Here is a 20793-nt window from a genome sequence, read left to right on the forward strand (position 1 = left end):
GCCCTAGGACCTTTCTCAAATTCAGTCCCAGTTAAGGCGCCCCGAAAGCGAGTTTGAGAAGGGTCCTAAGCGCTCTTTGCCCTCAGCGCGCCCGCGGCTGCGCCCATGGCCCCCAGCAGCACCGCCACCAAGACAAAGGAGACGGTCAGGGACCAGACGTGGCCGATGCCGCCGAGCACGCCGGGCGCGATCAAACCGCTTCCGTACGCGATGCCGGCCACCCCGGCGATGTTGCGGCCGGGTGGGCCGTCCAGTCGCCCGGCCGCCGCGAAGACCAGCGGCACCACCACCGCGATGCCCACCCCGATCAGCCCGAACCCGAGCACCGCCAAGGGCACCGACCGCCCCAGGACGACGATCATCGCCCCGGCCAGCGCGCACACCGCCGCGATGCGCACGGTCAGCGCCGCGCCGAGCCGCCGCACCACCGCGTCCCCGGCGAACCGGGTCAGCGCCATCGCCACCGAGAAGATCGACACGGTCAGCGCGGCGGTGCTGGCCGTGCCGCCGAGCATGTTGCGCACGTACACCGCCGACCAGTCCAGCCCGGACGCCTCGGCGAACACCGCGCACAACCCGACCAGCCCGATCGGCAGCACCAGCCGGGACGGCAACGCGAAGGCCGGCGGCTCGTCGGCGTCCGGCTCGGGCCGGTGCGGCAGCAGCCACGCCGCGCCGACCAGGGTGATCAGACCGAGCACGACGGCCGTGGCGGCGAAGTGCACCCGCGCGTCCAGCCCGAGCTTGGCCGCCAGCGCGGCCACCGACGAGCCGGCCAGGCCGCCCAGGCTCCAGAACCCGTGGAAGCCCGACATCACCGACTTGCCGAGCCGCTCCTCGATCACCACGGCGTGCGCGTTCATCGCCACATCGGCCACGCCGGCCGTGGCGCCGTACACGATCAGCACCGCGCACAGCAGCGGCAGCGAGGCCGGGACGGCCGGCAGCACCAGCGCCGCGCACCACAGCAGCATCAGCACCCGGGTCAGGGCGCGCAGGTCGTAGCGGTGCACCAGCCGCCCGGACAGCGGCATGGCCAGCAGCGCGCCGACCCCCGGCATCAGCAACGCCACCCCGAGCCCACCGACCGTGACACCCACGTGGTCGGCGATCCACGGCAGCCGCGCCGCGAACGTGCCGGTCACCGCGCCGTGCACGGCGAACATGGTCGAGGTGGCCACACGGGCCCGGGTCAGCATGAGATCACGTTATTACTGACGGATACTTACCCGCGTGCCCCGACGACAACAGGTGATCTCGGCGGGCCGGGCCGAGCTCGTACCCGACCCGGACCGCGCCGCCTCGTGGACCCTGCGCATCGACGGCACCCCGCAGTCGTACGTCGATCTGGCCGACCCGACCCACCTCGAGTTCGAGTACGTCCGCCGGATGGCCACCGCGCTCGACCTGCTCACGCCGGCCGGGCAACCGCTGCGCGTGCTGCATCTGGGCGGTGGGGCGCTGACCCTGCCGCGCTACCTGGCCGCGACCCGGCCCGGTTCGCCGCAGCGGGTGGTGGAGATCGACGGCGAGCTGGTCGAGCTGGTGCGGCGCGAGCTCCCGATCAACCCCAAGGCCAAGATCCGGGTACGCGTCGCCGACGCGCGCGAGGTCGTCAGTGGTGCCACCGGCGGCGGGTACGACGTGATCGTGCTGGATGTCTTCGCCGGTGCCCGGACCCCGGCCCACCTGGCCTCGGCCGAGTTCTTCGCCGAGGTGGCCCGGGTGCTGGCGGCCGGCGGTTTCCTGCTCGCCAACATCGCCGACGGACCACCTCTGCGGTACGCCCGCACCCAGGTCGCCACGATCCGCACCGCGCTGCCCGAGGCCTGCCTGATCGCCGACGCCGCGGTCCTGCGCGGCCGCCGGTTCGGCAACCTGGTCGTGGTGGCCGGTCGCACCCCGCCGCCGGTGGCCGAGCTCACCCGCCGGGCCGCGGGCGACTGGTTCCCCGGCCGCGTCGAGTCCGACCTGGACCGATTCTCCGGCGGCGCCGCCCCCGCCCACGACGCCGACGCGGTCCCCTCCCCCGAGCCGCCCCCGGGTCTCTTCAGCGCCCGCCCCTGACCCGGGTGGAGTCTCGGATCGGCCGGGGCTGCGGCGTGGTCCAGGGCGCGCTTCGCACTCGGCCGATCCACAAGAACACCACCGGGGGTCGCGGACCTTATCGTCCGAAAGTGCCGGTTCGCCAGCCCTCAAGTGTCGACTATCCGCCAACTCGCGAATTCCCGGCGCGCGGACTTGTCGTTGTCGATGCGGTCCCGATGTAATCGATGCGGCCACGACGCGACGGATCGTGGTGCCGACGGGAGGCGCGCGGATGTTCGAACAGCACTTCCTGTCCCCGGACACCGCCGATCCCGCGGTCTTCGGCCCGCTGCAGGGCGGCGAGCGGGTGATGTGGCGGGGTCGCTGCGGCGTCGCCGAGTACGCATTCGACCAGGCCGCCTCGATGCCGCGGTGGACGCTGCCCGAGTCAACCGACGTCCTGGTCACCGACCGCCGGGTTATCTACGCACACACGCCCAAGGACGGCGAGCGGGTCCGGTCCGGCGAGTTGCAGTGGCTCTGGCCGCAGCACATCCGGGTGCAGCCGGGCGCCCGCAGCGACAACCGGGGCGCGGCGGCCACCCAGATCCAGCTGGTCTGCGGCGGCGCCGACGGCACGTTCCCGGCCCTGGTCTTCGCCGGCGGCGACCTGGCCACGGCCGGTGACGCCGACCGGGTGGCCAACACGATCCGGCAGGCGATCGCGCGCTTCCGCATCGACAACGCGGCCCGGCTCGACCTCGACCCGCACCAGACCCGGATGCTGTCGCGTGCGCTGATCGGCCCGGAGTTCCGCAACCATCAGGGCGGCGCCGGCCAGACGGTCTCGGTCATCGGCGCTCTGCTGGTCAACCGCCCGTCCGCGGCCGCCGCCCCGGCGCCCGGCTTCGCACCGGTGTCCGATTCCGCCCCCGCGCCCGAGTCCTCGCCGACGAACGACGATCATGCTTCGTTCCTGGACCGGGCCGAGGGCACCCGCCCGATCAGCTACCGTCCGGGCCGGGCCGCCGACGCCGCCCGCGCCATCATGGCCGCCCGGGCCGAGCAGGAGACGCAGCAGTCCGAGCCCGCGGTCGCCTCTCGCGCCGCCGACCTGGCCGCCCGCGTCGCCGACCTGGTCAACGCCTCGGTTCCGGAAGAAAAGCCGGAGGTACGGCTGGAAGAAAAGCCGGAGCCCTCCGGCGAGTCGGCCGTGATCATCGAGTTCCCGCTCCGGATGTCCAAGCGTCCGGCCGAACCGCGGATCCCCGAGCCCCGGCACTCCGAGCCGCGCTACACCGACCCGCGCCGGGCCGACGACGTACCCACCGCCAACCTCGCGGCCCGCGCCGAATCCCTGCGCAAGACCGCCGCCCGGATGGCCGCCAACTCGGGCCGGGGCCGGCTCGGCGCGCGTCGCCCGTCCGACCGGGAGCCCGGGATCACCAGCCGCGGCAACCGCGACCGCTGACCCCGGGCGTTCGCTCGCTCAGCAGCTGGCCTTGTACACCGCGTCCTTCTGGTCGCCGGACAGGTTCTGCTGCGTGATGATCGAGAATCCGGTCTGTACCTCCTTGGTGACCTGGCCACCGTCCAGCGCCGCCACCGCCTCGCCCAGTCCGACCTGGCCGATGTAGCCGGGCTGCTGCGCGATCAGTGCCTGCACCGTGCCCGCCTGCAGGGCCTTGACCTGGTCGGGGCCGGCGTCGAAGCCGATCACGTTGACCTTGCCCTTCTTGCCGGCCTGCTGGATGCCGGTGGCCGAGCCCTGGGCGGCGAACAGGTTGGCCGCGAAGACACCGACGATGTCCGGGTCCTTCTGCAGTGCCGCGGTCACCAGCTGGGCCGCGGTGGCCGGGTCGTTGTGCGAGTACTGCACGCCGACGTACGGGTACTTGCCGTCCGCGGCGGCCGCCTCGGAGAAGCCCTTGACCCGGGCGTCGGTGGTCGAGATGCCGGGGTCGACCGAGATCGCCAGCACCTTGCCGCCCTGCGGGGCGAGCTGCTTGATCGCGTCGAAGGCGGCCTTGCCACCACCCTCGTTGTCCGAGGCGATCGCCGACACCGCGTACGACGGGTCCTCGGTCGTGGTGTCCACCAGCACCACCTTGGTGCCGGCGGCCGCAGCGGCGGCCAGCGGCGCCTGCATGGCCTTGACGTCGGTCGGGGCGATCAGGATCGCGTCCGGCTTGGCGTTCACGGCCGAGTCGAGGATCGGCTTCTGCAGGGTCGGGTCGAACTTCTGCGGCCCCTGGGTGTTGACGGTGACGCCGAGCTTGGCCGCCTCCTCCTGAATGCCGCACTGCATGGTGATGTAGAAGGCGTCACCCTGGACGCCCTGGATGAACGTGACGTTGTAGTTCTTGCCGGCCTTGGTCGGCAGCGGGATCTCGGGGGTGGCCGACGACGCGGACGACGACGGCTGGGTGACGACGCCACTTCCGCCCCCGGTCGACTCGTCCTTGGTCGAGGAGCAGGCCGACGCCGAGATCACGACGGCCGCACTCAAGGTGATGGCGCCGAGAACGTTCCCTCTTCTCATGCTTTGGTTCCTTCTTTCGATTGCTTTCCACGGGGGGCACCGCGCTGCGCGGCAGCACGGCGGGTCTGGTCGACATAGACGGCGGCGATGAGTACGGCCCCGACGGCGACGCCCTGCCAGAACGGGTCGACGCCGATGATCACGAAGCCGGACTGCAGGATGGCCGGGATGAACAGGCCGACCATCGTGCCGAACATCGAGCCGTAGCCGCCGAAGATCGAGGTGCCCCCGATCACCACGGCGGCGATCACGTTGAGGTTGGTCAGCGACTGGCCGCCGATCGTGGTGGTGCCGAACTGGGCCAGGTACATCACCGCGCCGATGCCGCCGAGCACGCCGGTGATCAGGTAGACGAGCATCAGGTGCCGGTCGACCCGGATGCCGACCCGGCGGGCGGCTTCCTGGTTGGAGCCGATCGCGTAGGTGTGCCGGCCGAACCGGGTGCGGTGCAACGCGATCCCGAAGATCACGACGATGACCAGCGCCAGCAGTGGCAGCGCGGGGAGCCCCGCGAATCGTGTGTAGATGCCGAAGTCGGTCAGCGACGTCGCGTCCACGGTGATGTTGACGCCCTTGCTGAGCACGTAGGCCAGGCCCAGGGCGGCCGACAGGGTCCCGAGGGTGACGATCAAGGCCGGGATCTTGGCGTACGCGATGAGAAAGCCGTTGAGCCAGCCCCACGCCGCGCCGGCGACGACCGCGGCGAGGATGCCGGCGATGACCACCCCGGCACCGTCCCCGCCCATCGAGGCCATCAGTTTGGCCGAGATGACCGAGGCGAAGACCAGCACCGAGCCGATCGACAGGTCGATGCCGGAGGTGATGATGACGAAGGTCATCCCGGCCCCGAGCACCGCCAGTACGGCCAGGTTCTGGGTGATCAGCGAGAAGTTGTCGGCCGAGAGGAAGCGGTCGCCGCCGGAGATCGCGAAGAAGGCGATGATCACGACGAGTACGCCGAGAATCCACACCGCCTGCGTGCCGGCCAGCCGCTGGAGCAGCGTCCCGGACTCGTCGTCGTCCCGCTCGACCGCCGGCGTCGCCGTACTCGTGGTGGTCACGCCGCCTCCTTGAAGTCCAACGCACCGGTCATGGCCCCGACCAGTTCCTCCACGTTGGTGTCCTGCCCCTGATAGGTGGCCACCCGCCGGCCGAGCCGCATCACCTGCACGCGGTCGGCGATTTCCAGCACCTCGGGCATCGAGTGCGAGATCAGCACCACGGCGATGCCGCGGTCCCGGACCCGCTTGATTGACTCGAGGACGTTCTTGGTCTGCACGACGCCCAGCGCGGCGGTCGGCTCGTCCAGGAACACCACCTTGTCGGCCCAGGCGATGGCCCGGGCGATGGCGATCTGCTGCCGCTGCCCACCGGACATCGAGCCGACCGGCGAGTTCAGCGCGCGTACCGTGCCGCCGAGGTCGGCCAGCCGCTCCCGGGTCTGGTCCCGCATCGCCTTGTTGTCCATGAAGCCCAACCGGCCGAGCAGCCCCCGGGCCGGGATCTCCCGCCCGAGGAACATGTTCTGCGCCGGGTTGAGGTGCGGTGCCAGCGCCAGGTCCTGGTGCACCACCTCGATCCCGAGCCGGCTGGCGCCGGTCGGCGAGTCCAGCGTCACCCGCCGCCCCTCGAACTCGATCACTCCCGAGTCCAGCGCGAGGTTGCCGGTGAGGGCCTTGACCAGTGTCGACTTGCCCGCGCCGTTGTCCCCGATCAGCGCGACCACCTCGCCCGGGTCGATATCGAAGTCAGCGCCGTTGAGGGCCATCACGTGCCCGAAGGACCGGGACAGACCCTCCGCTCTGAGAACCGCTGTCATATGTTGCACCTCCGTCGGGGGGAACTACTCACGCATCAGGTCAGCTCGGGCCATCCGACGCCCGGGCGGCAGATCGCCACCCGGGCCGCGCCGGTCACGGTCCAGTCGCCGAGGCCGGCCGGCACCGCGTACGCCTGACCCTGGTTGATCGCCGCACGCCCGCCGGACCAGCCCAGCTCACCGGAACCGCCCAGCACGATCGCGACGGCGAAGCCGCGCGGAACGACCACCTCGCCCGGCTCCGGGCCATCGCCCGGTGCCGCGATGTCGACCCGGAAGAACGAGTCCGCGGCCGGCGGCAGCCCACGCTGGAGCGCACCGTCACGCGTCGCCGGATCGACGTGGTGCCGCAGCGTGGCCAACTCGTCCGGGCCGACCGCCCGGTGGCTGACCCCGCGCAGCGCAGTGTCGAAACCGAGGTCCAGATGCGACTCGTCGCGGGTCGCGGTGGTGACCGACCACTCCAGCAGAATCGAGAAGTCGGTGGGTTCCTGCACCTCGACCAGGAAGATCCCCGCACCCGTCGCATGCGGCTGCCCGGCCGGCACCAGCACACCGTCGCCCGGCCGCACCGAGATCTTGTTCATGTGCCCGAGCAGCCACTCCGAGTCCTGCGCGTCCACCCGCGCGGCCAGCTCCGCCGGATCGACGTCGGCCCGGAACCCGACCCAGACGGCGGGATCGTCGCCGCGCACATCCAGGATGTGCCAGGCCTCGGTCTTGCCGTAGCAGGAATGCAGATGTGCTTCGGCAAAGGGCCGAGTCGGATGTACGTGGACCGGCAGTCGCTGCCCCGCGTCCAGAAACTTCACCAGCAACCCGACATCGGCCGGTCCCGCCCCCGGCGCGCCCTGTGGAAAGCCCGTCCACCCGACCGGATCCGCCTCGACCAGCTTCGCGAACAGCGTGCCGTCCTCGAGCCGGCTCAGGCCGACATCCGGCTCACCGGCCCGATGCACGGTCGCCGCCAGCCACTCCTCCGGGCACCGCTCGCTCGCTAACGTCACGCCCCGGAGCGCGGCCAGCCGGTCGCCACCCCGATAGAAGTGGTCGATGATGTTCGGCGGCAGCAAGACCGGTCGCATGTCTACCGGCGGCATGGCAACTCTCCGGATCCCCGCTTCACCAGCGGCGTCGGCAACAGGATTTCGGCCGGGACCAGGTCGGTTCCCCCGATCCGGGCCAGCAACCGCTCGACTGCGGCGGCGGCGATCAGGGCCGGGTCGTGGTCGACCACGGTGATCCCCGGCTGCAGCGCGTCGGCGAGATCGAAGTCCCCGAAACTGATCAGCGCTACGTCGGTCCGCCCGGCCCGGTGCAGCGCACGCACCGCCCCCAGGCTGGTCCGGGCGTTCGACGAGAACAGGGCGGTCGGCGGATCGTCCAGCGCCAGCAGCTCGTTCACCGCCGTACCCCCCGGATCTTCCATCGCCAGCGACCCACGGTCGAGTTCCTTCTCCACCCGCACGCCGGCCGCGTCGAGGGCGGCCAGATATCCCTCGCGGCGGTGCACGGTCGTGGTCAGCTCGGAGTGGTCGCCGAGGAAGGCGATCCGCCGGTGCCCGAAGGAGAGCAGCTGCTCGACCGCGACCCGCGCGCCGGCCCGGTCGTTGACCCCGACCATGTCCAGCCCCGATCCCGGCCAGCCGCGGTCGACCAGCACCGCCGGCACGTCCTTGACGGTGACGTCGAAGTAGCCGTGGTTGCCCATCGTCGGCGCCAGCATCAGCCCGCGGACGTTCTCCCCGGTCATCCGCAGCAGCTGGTCCCGTTCCCGCTGCGGGTCGCGCCAGGTCGACGCCACCTGGGTGCTGAACCCGGCGGCCAGCGCGGTGACCTCGACCAACGACACCAGCGAGGCGAAGAACGGGTCGGCGATCGAGTCCACGATCACGCCGATCGTGCTGCTGTTGCCGGTCACCAGGCTGCGCGCGGCCGGATTGACGACGTACCCGAGCTCCTTGATCACGTCGAGGACGACGTTGCGGGTCTTGTCCGAGACGCCCGGAGCGCGGTTCACGACCCGGCTGACCGTCTTGATCGACACTCCCGCCACCCGGGCGACGTCGTACACGGTCGGGCGGCCCGCGGGCAGCTCAGCCACCATGCGCCACCTCCCCGGACGGTCTCATGTCATCCGTAACAGCCCCGAAACATCAACCCCAGGGCCGATCCTGCGCCCGCCCTGACAGCGCTGTCAACAGTTCCGGGTTTCGTGGTCGAATGGGAGCGCTTCCACCAGGGCAAACTCCCGTGACAGCGCTGTCTGGCCCGGCCCGAATGGGACTCATGCGCCACTGCCGGCCGGCATCCGAGGATGAAGTGGTCCTGGCCTTCCCGCGCGGCGAGATCGACTCGGAGCGGTTCGGGCCCCAGGCGCGCGAAGCACTCGACGAGGTCGGTGGGGGTCGGCTCATCCGGAAACCCGACCTGACCTCCGCGGCCGAGAACCGGGCACGGGAGCGGGCCCTCGCCACGACTCGGGGGTGGCGTGACTGTTCGAGGGGTTTCCCGATGGGCTGATTGTCGTGGGGACGCCTGATCTTCGGCAGCTCGTTCTGCTTCAAGGGCATGCGCGAGTTACGGCGTTGTTCGCCTTTCTTGGGGTGGCGGATGGGATTTCGCGGTGGGGGTGCTTCTAGAAACCGGACCCGGGGCCAGCGGTCGGTGGGACGTTGCGGTCGAGAGGCCACCTGCTCCAGCGTTGATCGTCGGAGTCAGGACAAAGGCTCCACCGGCGGAGGGGGAAGGGGGTCTTGACACCAGTTGCGGGCCGTTGCTGGCTGGGGTCAGGTCAAGACCGGGGCGCTGCGGCGGCTTCCATCGGCGCGGTGGGACTCGCAGTGCGGCTGGGGGTCGGGGCGCGGAGGCAAGCCAATCACCCTTTTGCGGGCTTGGTTTTCGGGCCGGTTGTTGGATATGCAAAAGCGCGGCCCCGGTTGGGACCGCGCTTTTGCATATCCTCTTTGTAGCGGGGACAGGATTTGAACCTGCGACCTCTGGGTTATGAGCCCAGCGAGCTACCGAGCTGCTCCACCCCGCGTCGGTAGTTAAACCCTACCCCAGGGCGTTTGCGGGGTTGTCGTTGGGTCCTAGTTGTTGCTTGTGGTGATTGGTTGGCGCAGGTATCCGCGGATGCTTAGGCTGTCGCGTCGCTGGGGGCGGCCTGCCGCTTCCAGGGTGGGGAAACGGTTCAGCAGTGCGGGGAAGGCGATCTGCGCCTCCAGGCGGGCCAAGGGTGCTCCCAGGCAGTAGTGGATGCCACCGCCGAAGGTCAGCGGGGTGGTGCCGGAACGGTCCAGGGCCAGGCGGTCGGGGGTGGGGAAACGCCGGGGGTCACGGTTGCCGGCGCCAAAGTAGGCCACCAGGCGCTCTCCGGCCGGTAGCGGGATGCCGGCGATCTCGGTCGGCTGCTGGACCACGCGGCCCACCAGCTGGATCGGGGCGTCGAAGCGCAGGAGCTCCTCGACCGCCGATGCCGCAAGGTCGGGCCGCTTCCGCAACGCCGCCATCTGGTCGGGGTGTTCCAGCAGCGCCTGAAGGCCGTTGCCGAGCAGGTGGGTGGTGGTCTCGAAACCGCCCAGCATGAGCAACGCGGCCAGGCCGACCACCTCGTCGTCGCTCAGCGCGGCCTCGTCGTCCCGTGCCGCCACCAGGGCGCTGATCAGGTCCGCGCCGGGGACACGGCGGCGCCGCTCAACGAGGTCGGTGAAGTAGTCGATGATCACCACGGCGGCGCGGTCGGCGGTGGCGATGGCCTCGGGCGAGATCCCCTCCATGACCAGAGTGAGATCCCTGATCAGATCCTGAAACTGGGCCCGGTCGGCTTCCGGGATGCCGAGCAGTTCCCCGATCACGGTGACCGGCAGCGGAAAAGCGAACGCGTCGATGAAGTCCACCTCCGCCTCACCCGACATCCGGTCGAGCAAGCCGTCGACCATCTCAACGATCGCCGGCCGCAACTCAGACACCCGCCGAGCCGTGAAGGCCCCGCTGACCAGCCGCCGCAGCCGAGTATGCCCAGGCGGATTCATCGCCACCAGATTGTCAAACACAAGCCGCAACGAAGGATGGTCACTCAGGCTGGGAAACCCAAAGGCCACCAGCTGCTCAACCGAAGCGCGCCCACACCGAGGATCCCGAACCACCGCCTCACAATCCTCATACCGCGTCACGACCAACCCCCCGTCGGCCCCCCGCACCACCGCCCCGATCTCCCGAAGCCGCGCATACAACGGATACGGATCATCCCGCCCCGCCGCCGTCCCCAACACGCCCAGCAGACCCCGAGCATCATCACTGTCAACGATGGACACCATGCCACGCGACGCTAACAGAACACCGTTTCCTTATCAAATCCGCATCGAGCTGCCACTCAATCAAGTTTCCCGCCGCCGGGGTCCGGGGGTCAGTCGAGCCCGCCCGAGCCGCCGCCTTCAAGAGCCGCACAGCTGGATCACCGGATTCGAAAGGTGCCGTCTCGCAGCGGAGACAATCACCCCTCGTGTCCCAGCTCCGCGCCAACAGCCTCCAGCCGCCCACAGCCGTTCAGCCGAGCAGATCCGCTCGCCAGATTCACCGCGGTAACGAAGTCACGAGCCGCCCCCGGCGCCCACCACCCGCCGCGCCACCCCACCCGCCGCGCCACCCCACCCGCCGCGCCACCCCGCCCGCCGCGCCACCCGCCGCCACCCGCCGCGCCACATCCTCCCCCGCGCAACCACCGCAACGTGGGGGTCTGGGGGGCTCGGCCCCCCAGGCGGAATAACGAAAGAGACCCCGGTCCAGCAAAGCTGGACAGGGGTCTCTCGTCTCTGTAGCGGGGACAGGATTTGAACCTGCGACCTCTGGGTTATGAGCCGTTCGACCCACGTCTCAGGAGCGGTGCCCATGCTCAGGCGTCGCGTCGTGAACTGCAACAACTCGCAGATGTGTCTCACCGACGCCAAGGTGTCGCATGAGTTCTGGGCTGTTCTTACTACCGCCGTACTACCAAGATCGCTTCACCGCATCCAGGTCAACACTAGAGCGAGCAGGCCCGCTGCGGCGACAAGGAGGCCGGTCAGCTCGGTGAGCAGGCGGCGCAAACGACGGATGGTGCTTGTCATGGTGGCGAGGCGAGAGTTCAGCGCGTTCCGATCCTGCCGGATCCCATCCGAGCACTCGCCGTTCCGTGAGTCGAAAACCATGCCTTCGAAGATGAAGCATCAGTTACGAGTAACATAAACTGATGCAAGAGGATGAGCTGCGAAGATACGTCAGTAGGAAGCTTCGACGCCCTCAGCTGTTCCCCGGCGTCTGGGGCCTGCTGATGCACGAAGGGTACGTCGAGGACGTCCTATACGGTGCTGAAGACCGCGACTGGCTGGTTGAGCGCGCTCGCGAGATGCTGGACTTCGGTCCTGCCGAGAAGCCAGCTGAGTCCGCCGACCAGCGTGGACCGAGCGTTGGCCAGGAACGGGCTTGGGCGTTGTCTCAACTGGTCGCCCACCATGCCGCCGGCGATCCCGACGTGGTGGCGTTCCGCGCCAAGCACCTCCCGGACGGGCTCATACCCTGGGCTGACGTCGAGAGTTGGATTGAGACCCGCTCAGCCCTGGAGGGCGAACGAACCAACGACGTTAAGTTCACAATTCCCAAGGGCACCCACATTGAGCGGGAGCGCGCAAGTACCAGATTCAACCCACCAATCGCCGAGGTGACGACCGGAATCCAGTACTCTAGCCGCACCATCGCGTACGCGATCCCCGGCGACACGGCCGTTCGTCGTCGCTTCGCCAACACCAACGGCGTGCTCGACCGACTGTCCAGACTCGGAGAAAGCTTGGCCGACGCTTTCGGTTGGCAACCCGTTCAAGGGACGGTATTCGTGCTGACGGGGGTCACCCCCCTGATCGCCACGGTCAGGCTGACCACGCCTGGGATCAAGATACGCCACAACTACAGTGTGGACTGGGCGCGGCGCATCACCCTGGACATCGACCCCGCTGCCACCTCCGACGAAGTCCTCGCGGCATTCGAGCAGGCTCGAAATGAGTTCGGGCAAGCAAGCCGACGTCGGCGTATGACCCCGAAGCATCTTCGGCTCGCGGCTTTCACCGGCGCCGAGCATGCCGACAAGCCCTGGGCGGAGCGGCACCGGCTTTGGAACGAAAAGTTCTCTGATTGGGCCTACCCAAACCAGTCCAACTTTCGTCGCGACGCAGCCCAGGCCCAGCGCCGCTTGTTGAACCCATGGAGCGAATAGCCACATCAAACGCCAGCTGACATGACCTTCGGCTCGCAATCAGGGCCCCAGTGAGTCGGCCTTACTACCGACCTACTACCGGTTTACTACCACTCAATCCAAGATCAGCGCCGGTCGGCGCTCGGTCGTCGCTCCGGGGCTCCGTGCTGCCTGGAGGACTCCCTTTGACTAACGAAACCTCGCGACCGCCACGCCGTCACGGCCACGCCGAGCGGTTGGAACGCGCCGCCTTGATCCTCATCCTCGCCGTCGTTGCGGTCCTGGCTGGCAAGGTCGCATTCGGACGCGTGGTCGACTGGACGATGGCGAACAGCCCGGACGCCATGCCACGAAGTGCCGGCTGGACCAACGGGGTCATCAGCGAACTGCTGCCGATCGGCGTCCTGCTGTTCATCCGCCACCAGAAGCGCCAGGGCCGCGCGCCGGGCGCTCTCGCGTGGATTGCACTGGTCGGCGCCTTTCTCTTCTCACTGACCGCTCAGCTCGCTCAAGCGGAATCGAACGTCTTCGGCTGGATCGTGGCAGCCATGCCCTCGGCAGCGTTCATGGTGCTGAGCAAGATGGTCGTCTCGATGCGGCCGGCGCAGCCCACCCCCGCGTTGGAGACCATCGTCGGCGAACATCACCCGAAGGTCGCTCCGGTCGTCGAGCCGTCGGTCTCCAGTGAACCCGAGCCGGAAGAGTGGCGTTCACCGGCTCTGGAAAGGGAGCCCGAACCCATCAACGGGCCGCAGACTGAGCCTGAGTGGCAAGTAGCACCCGAGTCGAAACCTCACCTGCCACGTCGGGTACACCCTCGATCGCTGACCAGCCGGACTGCCGTTGAGGCGGCGGCCAAGGAGTTGGGATCACACGCAAGCGTCACTGCGGTTGCCGCCCACGCCCAAGTCAGCGAGAGCACTGCCCGTCGGTATATGCCACGGGGTGCGTAATGGTCCCGCAGGGGCTAGTCATTATCAGGCACCGAAGGAAAAGGCGATCGATGCACTATGGCGGAAAGTAGCTGCCTATTGTCCCCCTCGCCCCGCCAGCGCAAGAAGTCGATCCTCTCTCCCGAAATCTCTTTAAACTCAGCGTTTACTGGCGAAGTGAGGCCATGGTTCGACACAATTAGAAACCTCGCATCAGGAGGCCCGGTTCTCAGATATTCAACCGCGCTCAACACCCTCCGACGTAAATGAGAGGGCTCGATCTTTTTGAATCGATAAATACTCTCGACAAGTATCGTTTCTTTATTCGTGAGAACGATAAAGTCAAAAGGATCTGTTCGGTGATGCTTGTCACCAACAAGGAGGGCGAAATCTGGCGCAACTACGGGCAGAATCGTCTGAAATGAAAGCAGCGACGAACGCAGCTCCTGCTCATACAATAGACCTGAGTCCCGAACGCTGACGCTGCCGCTGAGCCGCACAGCGCTCCGCACCTCCCCCATGAGGTCGATTGCCGCCGGGTCGGTAACCTGGAACCTCTCATTATCCGAGGCCGCCACCCCCACGCCGGGATCCTCTGCGTTATGCCGGGATATGTGCTCTGCGTCGGCCTGATCCGGACCGTTTCTATCCACCGAAGTGTCGTCAACCTTCGCTTCCTTCGCGATTGGCAGTTCGACTTCACTCCGATCAATCCGGGAAGACGGCTGAAACATCGATAAAATCGAACTTACTGTTCCCGCTTGGAGGCTATCGCCGGGAGGCTCATTCGCTCGCTGCGCCAACTCTGTCAACATTGTAAACGTCACAATATGTGAAAGCGCCTCCCTCTTCCCGCCCTCCACAACTGCCCTGTCATAGACCCAGCTTAAAGTGTCCCACCACCGATCGTGACGCTGCTGTCGCTTCGTATTTGAGAGCTGCGCCCTGGCAATTAAGGCTGCAATAATTGCAGCCAAGAGGGCCGCCAAGCCACCAGCGCCGGCCGAAGTCAGGAACCGCTGGATAAACGGTTCCATTGCGGGCGCTACAACCGGATATGTTGAGACTGCGGGGCTGGCCGGGGACACGTTGATCGGTAATGATGAGGGATCCGGACTGGGGACACCTAGAGCAGCAATCAAATCAAGCCGGAAGATCATAATTGCCAGCCCCTTCAGCGTCGCCACTACAGGATCATATTAGCCGTCCTAGTGGACTGGCCAGATCGATGACCTGTAGCGAGTAGACGTGAGAGGCCATCCACTTTCAGACGGGAATTACGAACGATCCCACAGTCGGTGTTGGTATCCGCCTGTCGTGGAGGTCTCCGCCCCGCCGGTGCGACGTGAGCGGAGACTGTCCTCAAGGCTGAAGGGCTCAGGCGTAATCGACATCAAGTTCCGTCTTGGCCACGGCAAGCAGTTCGTCCGCCAGCTTCGAGTTGTCGACGGTGCTGAGCCAGTCGATTAGGAGGTCGCGCGCCCTGTCGATCTCTGCGGCGAGTGCGGCGGGGTCGGCGAAGCGGGCGGGTGCGATCGCCCGGCGCAGGTCAGTGGATTCGATCGCGGCTGAGGCGAGCTTTTCGCCGATCCAGTATCCGGTCCGCTCGCGTACGACGAAGGTCAGGTGAACGCTCTGCTCCTGCTGACCGTGCGCGTGGGGGTTGTGCACCCATCCACGGGGCAGCACGAGAACCTGGCCGGGGCCGAGATCGAATTCCATATCCGGGCCTGCGGCCTTCAGCCGATCGACCAAGTCGGCCAAGGGGTGGGTGTTGGACGCGTGGTGGTCGCGGTGCGGCTCCTCGACGACCGGTTTCCATATCTGCCAGGTCTTGCGTCCGGCCATCTGGTAGATGATTCCCATGTTCTGGTCCCAGTGGTAGTCCAGCCCCTGCGCGCCGCCGGGGGTGACGAAGCCGGTGACGTAGCAGCCATAGCCGGTCTCGCTTTGGATGGCAGCGCACATGGCGTGCAGTGGCGGGTACCAGCGGTTGAGGTTGCGCAGTTGGAAGCTGTAACCCCGGTCCCGCCACATGGCGACCTTGGCTGGGTCGAGGTGACCGCCGGTGGTGAACGCACGGGGATGCCGTGCTGCACCATCCTTGATCACGTTGATTTCTTCGGCGGGAGCGGTACCGGTGTCAAGGTAACGGGTCAACATCTGCGCATTGACGATCTGCGGGAGATGGCTGTTGGCCGGCAGCTCGACAACCGTGGGTTTGGTTGGCCACTCGATGAGCATGTCGTGGCGGGTGGTGTCGTCGAACAGCATCGCGAGGCTCATTCTGTCCTCCGGTAGTTGACGATGATTCAGGATTTCGGGGGCATCGGGCAGGGGATCTCACGGCGATGGCTGTGCCGGCAGCAGACGGCCGCGAACACGACCTGCCCTTGGTCACTGGTGTAGTACTGCCACCAGGCGTCGACACCGTTGATCAGGCCGTCACGGCTGATGACCTTGCGACTGTCAAGGCTCACGTACGCCTGGGCGCCGCCCGGGTGTTCCATCGGGGGGTGGCGCTGGTAGTTCGCGACGAGCCAGGCAATGGCGTCGTCGGGATCGGTCCAGGTGCGGCCGGCCTCTGGGCGTCGCAGGAGGTAGTGGCCGGTTTGCAGGGGCGGCAGGGTCGACCGGATGAACGCGTCGGTCTCGGGCGCGCCGGTGGGACCGGGGCGGCGCAGAGACTCGTTTCTCAGCTCGGCGCTCGCGCCCATCCAGGAGTACCCGTGCCAATGCCGCGCCGCGGTCATGTTTCCCCTTTTGCCGTTTGCTGGGTGGCGGGCCGCGCGAAGGCGGCCCGCCGGTTTGACTGGTTCTGCTGGGTCAGGCGTTGACGTCCGGCGCCGCGGACACGGCGGCGACGAAGTCCGTCATCTCAGCGGCGCTGAACCGCAGCTCCGGGCTGGCCGTGCCGCGCTTGGTGTCGCGGATGGCGTAGGCGCCAGGGGTACCAGGGATCTCCGCGTACGAGACGCAGGACTCCAGGCTGCCGCCGATGTTGCCGCCGCACGGCGTCTGGAACGCCTCGTCCGGGATCTCCACGGAGTACAGGTCGTCCTTGGGCATGACAGGATCTCCTTTGCAGGTGCCGTTGCGGAGATGCGGTCTCCGCGCCGTAGTGCACTTGCACCCCGGCTCGGGCCGTCTGCTTTCCACGGAAGGCGGCTCCGGGCCGGGAGCCTTATCGCCGGCCGACGGCTACCTCATTGAGAGCAACGATCGGTGCGGCACTCGACAGCTCACGAACCGTGACAAGATCACCTAGTAGGCGGATACTCCTCGGTCGCAGCGAGCCGGATCATTCGATGAACGTCATTGGTGTCCTTTGTTCCGCGCCGGTGCGACGTGGCGGCGGGCGTCGAGGCATTCCGGTGTGGCCCTGCGCGGCCCTGGGCGGCCCTGGTGAGCGGGGGCGCGGACTGGGGGGTACACGTTTGCGTCCAACTCCGCCCCACGTGGATACGGCGGAGCCGGACGGCGCTTGTCCGGGCTCGCGGCGCCATTCGCTGATCAGTACGGGCCGTGGGGACGCCGGCTGGTTCGGTTCGGAGGTACCGAGCAGATCGAGGCCGTCGAAGAACGCGGCGACTTCCTCATGGTTGCGGGGGTAGAAGCCGTCCTTGCCGGGGTAGTCCTCGCCGGTGAGCCGCTTGACGTTCTCTGTCGGGATCAGGTCGTAGCTGGCGTGGGAGAGCACCAGCAGACTCCCGGCGGGCAGCGCGTCCAGCAGAGTGCCAACCACCCGGTAGGGCTCGTCGGCGTCCGAGAGGAAATGCGCGACCGCCACCAGCATCAGGGCCACTGGCTGGGTGAGGTCCAGGGTCTGGTGAAGGACGTCGTGGTGCAGGATCTTCTCGGGCTCACGCAGGTCCGCGTCGAGGTACGCGCAGCGGCCCTGCGGGGTGCTGGTCAGCAGCGCACGGGCATGGGTGAGGACCAGGGCATCGTTGTCGACGTACACGATCCGGCAGGACGGGTCGATGGCTTGTGCGACCTCATGGGTGTTGTTTGCGGTGGGCAGGCCGGTACCGATGTCCAGGAACTGCCGTACCCCCGCTTCTTCGACGGCGTAGCGGACGGCGCGTTGCAGGAACCCGCGGTTCTCCCGAACCGCGACAACGATGTCCGGCCAACGTTGCAGGATGGCGTCGCCTGATTCGCGGTCGGCGGCGAAGTTGTCCTTCCCGCCGAGCCAGTAGTCATAGCGGCGCGCGGGATGCGCGACGGAGGTGTCGATCCATGGTGCCGGTGCGCCGCCCGGATCGGTGTTGATGTTGGGTTCAGTCATCATCGGGTGCCCGCGCTTAGATGTTGATCACGGCGGTGATCAGGTAGTGGTCGGATGGGTACGGCCGACCGGCTGCCTGGCGTTCGTGGTAGCTGTCGGGGTGGACGTGCACGAGCGGGTCGGCTGGTTTGTGGACCTGGTAGCTGGCCGGGTCGACGTGCGGGCGCATCGCGTCGTTGACCAGGAGGTAGTCGACGAGGTCGGGGCCGCCTTCGCCGGGTTTGTCGGGCACGCTGGGTTGGATGGGCTGGCCGGTGGTGTGCCAGGCGAGTTCGGTGATGGCGTGGTAGCCGGCGCCGCCGTGGCGTGAGCGGGTGTGCGGGTTCCATCCGCCGATGAGGAAGTCGAGTGCGGCGGTGTCGGCACGGACCGGTCCGTGTAGGCCGCCTTGTTCGGTGTCGAAGCCGGCGTGGGCGCCTTTGTATCGGCGGAAGGCGGGATGGGCTGTGGTCCAGTCGCGTTGCGGGAAGTGTGGTCCGCTGGCCGAGCAGTTCAGATCTCCCCCGCCGATGAACGGCAGGCTGCTGTGGCCGTGCTGTCCGAGCAGTTTCGCGGCGTACAACCGTTGGCAGCCGTGCCAGGGGTCGAAGTGGGCGACCCAGGCGCCGAACTCGTTGCCGGTGGTGTTGGACCGGAACCGGCCCACATTGCGCTGATCCTCGAACACCGAGGGGTCGTGCGGGTCGTCGCCGGGCCAATGCAGGCAGGTCAGCAGGTTCTGGTTGTAGAAGATCGCCGGGGGCATCGGCCCACGCTCCAGGGTGCCGAGCAACCCGAAGTACGGGGCGCCGAACTGCTCGGTCAGGGCGCGTTCGGCCAGCCGTAAACCGCGGTACTGGTCGTGGCGGTAGAACTTGGCCTCGCAGAACAGGATCATCGCGGGTGGCGTGTCGAGGACGGCGAACGCGTCCTTGAGCGGGTTCATGTCGAAGCCGTCGCCGGTGCGGCGGTGTCCGCCGGATTGGTAGTTGAACGTGGCGATCAGCAGGCCGCTCATGAGCGGGACCCCTTCGATGTTGTGGTGGCTGTGCCCGGGGTGGGCCGGGTCGGCTTGCGCTTGCGGGGGCCGCCGCGTCGGCGCAGGGTCACGCCGGCGTCGGCGAGGAGTTGGCGGGTGGAGCCGTAGCTGCGGCGGGTGTTCCGGCTGATCTCGCGGATGGTGTCGCCGCGCTGGTAAGCCCCGACCACGACGACGCTCAAAGCGCGTAACTCGTCAGGGGTGAGCCGGATCTGCGGTTGCCGGGGGCCGTTGAACGTGCGCAGTTTGATGCCGGCTTCGGCAAGGAGGGTGCGCACGACCCAGGGATTACGCCCGATGGTGGTGGCGATGCTGGCAACGTTGTGGTCCCGCCGATAAAGATTGGCCACCCTGTTGCGTTCTTTGTCGCGTTCGGAGCCGGTTAGCCGCTTCCGGACCGGCGTCTGAGCCGGGCTCACCGCAGCGCCCCCGTCGGCGCCGTGTCGCGGATGGTCGCGTGGCTGACTGGCCGAACCTGCCGAACGGAGTCGCCGATGGTGGGCAGGATGCCGACGGTGCGCCGGCTGTCGGAGCCGGTGTGACGGTGCCCGCCGGACTGGTAGTTGAACGTGGCGATCAGCAGACGGCTGCTCATCGGCGGGCTCCTCTGCGTGTGGCTGGTGCTGATGGCGTACGCGGATCGGTCTGGCGGGCCCGGCTGGTGGCACGGGGGCCGCCGTGTTGGCGCAGCTTCACGCCGGAGTTGGTGAGCAGGCGGTGAACGGCGCCGTAGCTTCGCCCGGTGGCGTCGGCGATCGTGCGGATGGTGTCGCCGCTGCGGTACGCCCGAATCACGTAGGCGCGGTGGAACGCCAGCTGATCACCGGTCAATCGCTGGCCCCGCTTGTACGGCGGTCCGATACTCGCCGACGTGGCAGTCATCGGATGATCCTCCGTTGCGGGCGGGGCTGGGAGCGGTGCTCAGCCACACGGGCGGGCAGCATGACCACGACCGTGACGTAGAACGCGACCACCACGGCGCGCAGCTGAGTTCCGAGTCGGTTCACCGGGCCACCGCCGTCGCCGTGGTGTCGCGCTTGACCGCCCGGTTGGTGGTGAACTTGTGCCAGAGGGCTTTACGGATCGGTGGTATCCGGCCGACGGTGTGCCAGGTGTCGCGGCCGGTGTGCTGATAGCCACGGGCCAGCAGCCCGCTGGTCAGGCCGGTCAGGTGCCGGGCGCCCCAGATCGGCACCACGTCGCCGCCGAGGGTGTCGATCGTGTCCAGGACCAGCTTGTCGCGCTGCTCCAGCATGACCTGGTCGAGGTCGGTGCCCCACTCGCGTTGCATCCAGCCCGGCACCAGCCCGATCACTCGGAGACTGACGGTCAGCCGGAGCCGCATGACCGCTTGCAACTGGCGGGGGTCGAGGGCTTGTCCGGTCTTCTTGTTGGTGGTGGCAGCCGTGACGGTCTGCTGGACGTTCTGCGCGCCGGCCTGCTGCACGAAGGCCGCCATGGACAGGTCGACGTAGTGCCAGTCGTCGCGCCACCCGAACGCGAGGTGCTCGTGCGTCCACCCGAAGTGCTGCTCGAACGTCGCGGCCATGGCGAGCTGCATCTGCACGTACCCGCCCAGGGCGGTCTTCTCGGCTTCGTTGGCCTGGGCCAGGTCCGGGTCGTCGGCGGGGGCCGTTTTCGTGCCTTCGCGCAGCACGGTGGCGCCACCTTGTTGCAGGACAGTGATGGCATGCAGCAGCCGCTGGTAGTAGCCCGGGGTGCCGTAATGGTTCGTGGCGACCACGGTCACCCGACGGCCGGTCTGCGGATGCCGGAAAGCGCGGATCGGGGTTTGCAGACGACCGATCGGGGCGAGCCGGGCGAACTTAGCCATGACGGAGCAACGTCTCCTAAACGAAGAGGGGTGAAAATTTTCGACAGGGGTGGAGGTGCTTCAGAGGTGTTCGGGGCCAGGCCTGGACGTCGCCCACCCGAAG

22 protein-coding genes and 1 tRNA gene are annotated in these 20793 nt (G+C 67.9%); 4 read left to right on the forward strand and 19 right to left on the reverse strand.

Annotation, left to right across the window (positions count from 1 at the left end; genetic code table 11):
• Positions 1 to 65 precede the first annotated feature (65 nt).
• Positions 66 to 1199, reverse strand: a complete 1134-nt coding sequence (locus tag ACGFIO_RS01945; protein WP_392820774.1) for an MFS transporter — start codon at positions 1197 to 1199, stop codon at positions 66 to 68.
• A gap of 34 nt (positions 1200 to 1233) precedes the next feature.
• Between ACGFIO_RS01945 and ACGFIO_RS01950 the strand changes: the two genes are divergently transcribed.
• Both ACGFIO_RS01950 and ACGFIO_RS01955 read left to right on the forward strand, forming a co-directional pair.
• Positions 1234 to 2067 (forward strand): spermidine synthase, encoded by an 834-nt coding sequence (locus ACGFIO_RS01950; RefSeq protein WP_392820777.1) that lies wholly within the window; start codon positions 1234 to 1236, stop codon positions 2065 to 2067.
• Between the two features lie 253 nt (positions 2068 to 2320).
• On the forward strand, positions 2321 to 3499 hold the full coding sequence (locus ACGFIO_RS01955) for a translation initiation factor 2 (RefSeq protein ID WP_392820780.1): 1179 nt from the start codon (positions 2321 to 2323) through the stop codon (positions 3497 to 3499).
• Between the two features lie 18 nt (positions 3500 to 3517).
• Here ACGFIO_RS01955 and ACGFIO_RS01960 read toward each other — a convergent pair whose 3' ends face one another.
• The 7 genes from ACGFIO_RS01960 to ACGFIO_RS01990 all read right to left on the reverse strand — a co-directional run bounded on the left by ACGFIO_RS01960 (position 3518) and on the right by ACGFIO_RS01990 (position 10708).
• A complete protein-coding gene (locus ACGFIO_RS01960) occupies positions 3518 to 4570 on the reverse strand; it encodes an ABC transporter substrate-binding protein (RefSeq protein WP_392820783.1) in 1053 nt (350 codons plus the stop codon).
• Positions 4567 to 5631 carry an ABC transporter permease gene (locus tag ACGFIO_RS01965; protein WP_392820786.1) on the reverse strand — a complete coding sequence of 355 codons (1065 nt, stop codon included), beginning with the start codon at positions 5629 to 5631 and terminating at the stop codon, positions 4567 to 4569. Before ACGFIO_RS01965 ends, ACGFIO_RS01960 begins: the two co-directional genes overlap by 4 nt.
• Positions 5628 to 6389: an ATP-binding cassette domain-containing protein gene (locus ACGFIO_RS01970; protein WP_392820789.1), complete on the reverse strand. Its 762-nt coding sequence runs from the start codon at positions 6387 to 6389 to the stop codon at positions 5628 to 5630. The genes ACGFIO_RS01965 and ACGFIO_RS01970 overlap by 4 nt, the downstream gene beginning before the upstream one ends.
• Before the next feature lie 35 nt (positions 6390 to 6424).
• Positions 6425 to 7474, reverse strand: a complete 1050-nt coding sequence (locus tag ACGFIO_RS01975) for a class I mannose-6-phosphate isomerase (protein ID WP_392820791.1) — start codon at positions 7472 to 7474, stop codon at positions 6425 to 6427.
• A gap of 2 nt (positions 7475 to 7476) precedes the next feature.
• Complete coding sequence (locus ACGFIO_RS01980; RefSeq protein WP_392820793.1) at positions 7477 to 8496, reverse strand: LacI family DNA-binding transcriptional regulator; 1020 nt, start codon at positions 8494 to 8496, stop codon at positions 7477 to 7479.
• Between the two features lie 862 nt (positions 8497 to 9358).
• Positions 9359 to 9432, reverse strand: a tRNA-Met gene (locus ACGFIO_RS01985).
• 49 nt (positions 9433 to 9481) lie between these two features.
• Positions 9482 to 10708 carry a cytochrome P450 gene (locus tag ACGFIO_RS01990; protein WP_392820796.1) on the reverse strand — a complete coding sequence of 409 codons (1227 nt, stop codon included), beginning with the start codon at positions 10706 to 10708 and terminating at the stop codon, positions 9482 to 9484.
• A gap of 911 nt (positions 10709 to 11619) precedes the next feature.
• Between ACGFIO_RS01990 and ACGFIO_RS01995 the strand changes: the two genes are divergently transcribed.
• Both ACGFIO_RS01995 and ACGFIO_RS02000 read left to right on the forward strand, forming a co-directional pair.
• A complete protein-coding gene (locus ACGFIO_RS01995) occupies positions 11620 to 12636 on the forward strand; it encodes a hypothetical protein (protein ID WP_392820798.1) in 1017 nt (338 codons plus the stop codon).
• Between the two features lie 164 nt (positions 12637 to 12800).
• On the forward strand, positions 12801 to 13568 hold the full coding sequence (locus tag ACGFIO_RS02000; protein ID WP_392820801.1) for a hypothetical protein: 768 nt from the start codon (positions 12801 to 12803) through the stop codon (positions 13566 to 13568).
• Between the two features lie 14 nt (positions 13569 to 13582).
• Here ACGFIO_RS02000 and ACGFIO_RS02005 read toward each other — a convergent pair whose 3' ends face one another.
• The 11 genes from ACGFIO_RS02005 to ACGFIO_RS02055 form a co-directional block, all read right to left on the reverse strand.
• Positions 13583 to 14734, reverse strand: coding sequence for a hypothetical protein (locus tag ACGFIO_RS02005; RefSeq protein ID WP_392820803.1), 1152 nt, complete (start codon positions 14732 to 14734; stop codon positions 13583 to 13585).
• A gap of 190 nt (positions 14735 to 14924) precedes the next feature.
• Entirely contained in the window at positions 14925 to 15821 is an 897-nt protein-coding gene (locus ACGFIO_RS02010) for a JmjC domain-containing protein (protein WP_392820805.1), read from the reverse strand.
• Between the two features lie 38 nt (positions 15822 to 15859).
• The gene (locus ACGFIO_RS02015; RefSeq protein ID WP_392820808.1) at positions 15860 to 16300 is read right to left on the reverse strand and encodes a hypothetical protein; all 441 of its coding nucleotides are present in this window, start codon (positions 16298 to 16300) and stop codon (positions 15860 to 15862) included.
• 73 nt (positions 16301 to 16373) lie between these two features.
• A complete protein-coding gene (locus ACGFIO_RS02020; protein WP_392820811.1) occupies positions 16374 to 16616 on the reverse strand; it encodes a DUF397 domain-containing protein in 243 nt (80 codons plus the stop codon).
• Between the two features lie 232 nt (positions 16617 to 16848).
• Complete coding sequence (locus tag ACGFIO_RS02025; RefSeq protein ID WP_392820813.1) at positions 16849 to 17838, reverse strand: SAM-dependent methyltransferase; 990 nt, start codon at positions 17836 to 17838, stop codon at positions 16849 to 16851.
• A 16-nt stretch (positions 17839 to 17854) separates the two neighbouring features.
• Positions 17855 to 18835 carry a hypothetical protein gene (locus ACGFIO_RS02030; protein ID WP_392820816.1) on the reverse strand — a complete coding sequence of 327 codons (981 nt, stop codon included), beginning with the start codon at positions 18833 to 18835 and terminating at the stop codon, positions 17855 to 17857.
• Positions 18832 to 19275 carry a helix-turn-helix domain-containing protein gene (locus ACGFIO_RS02035; RefSeq protein WP_392820818.1) on the reverse strand — a complete coding sequence of 148 codons (444 nt, stop codon included), beginning with the start codon at positions 19273 to 19275 and terminating at the stop codon, positions 18832 to 18834. The genes ACGFIO_RS02030 and ACGFIO_RS02035 overlap by 4 nt, the downstream gene beginning before the upstream one ends.
• Positions 19272 to 19451: a hypothetical protein gene (locus tag ACGFIO_RS02040; RefSeq protein ID WP_392820820.1), complete on the reverse strand. Its 180-nt coding sequence runs from the start codon at positions 19449 to 19451 to the stop codon at positions 19272 to 19274. Before ACGFIO_RS02040 ends, ACGFIO_RS02035 begins: the two co-directional genes overlap by 4 nt.
• Positions 19448 to 19738 carry a helix-turn-helix domain-containing protein gene (locus ACGFIO_RS02045; RefSeq protein ID WP_392820822.1) on the reverse strand — a complete coding sequence of 97 codons (291 nt, stop codon included), beginning with the start codon at positions 19736 to 19738 and terminating at the stop codon, positions 19448 to 19450. Before ACGFIO_RS02045 ends, ACGFIO_RS02040 begins: the two co-directional genes overlap by 4 nt.
• The gene (locus ACGFIO_RS02050; protein WP_392820824.1) at positions 19735 to 19863 is read right to left on the reverse strand and encodes a hypothetical protein; all 129 of its coding nucleotides are present in this window, start codon (positions 19861 to 19863) and stop codon (positions 19735 to 19737) included. Before ACGFIO_RS02050 ends, ACGFIO_RS02045 begins: the two co-directional genes overlap by 4 nt.
• On the reverse strand, positions 19860 to 20690 hold the full coding sequence (locus ACGFIO_RS02055) for a hypothetical protein (RefSeq protein ID WP_392820826.1): 831 nt from the start codon (positions 20688 to 20690) through the stop codon (positions 19860 to 19862). Before ACGFIO_RS02055 ends, ACGFIO_RS02050 begins: the two co-directional genes overlap by 4 nt.
• Positions 20691 to 20793 lie beyond the last annotated feature (103 nt).

Origin of the sequence: Actinoplanes sp. NPDC049265, from assembly GCF_043197135.1 — a bacterium.
Classification (GTDB): domain Bacteria; phylum Actinomycetota; class Actinomycetes; order Mycobacteriales; family Micromonosporaceae; genus Actinoplanes.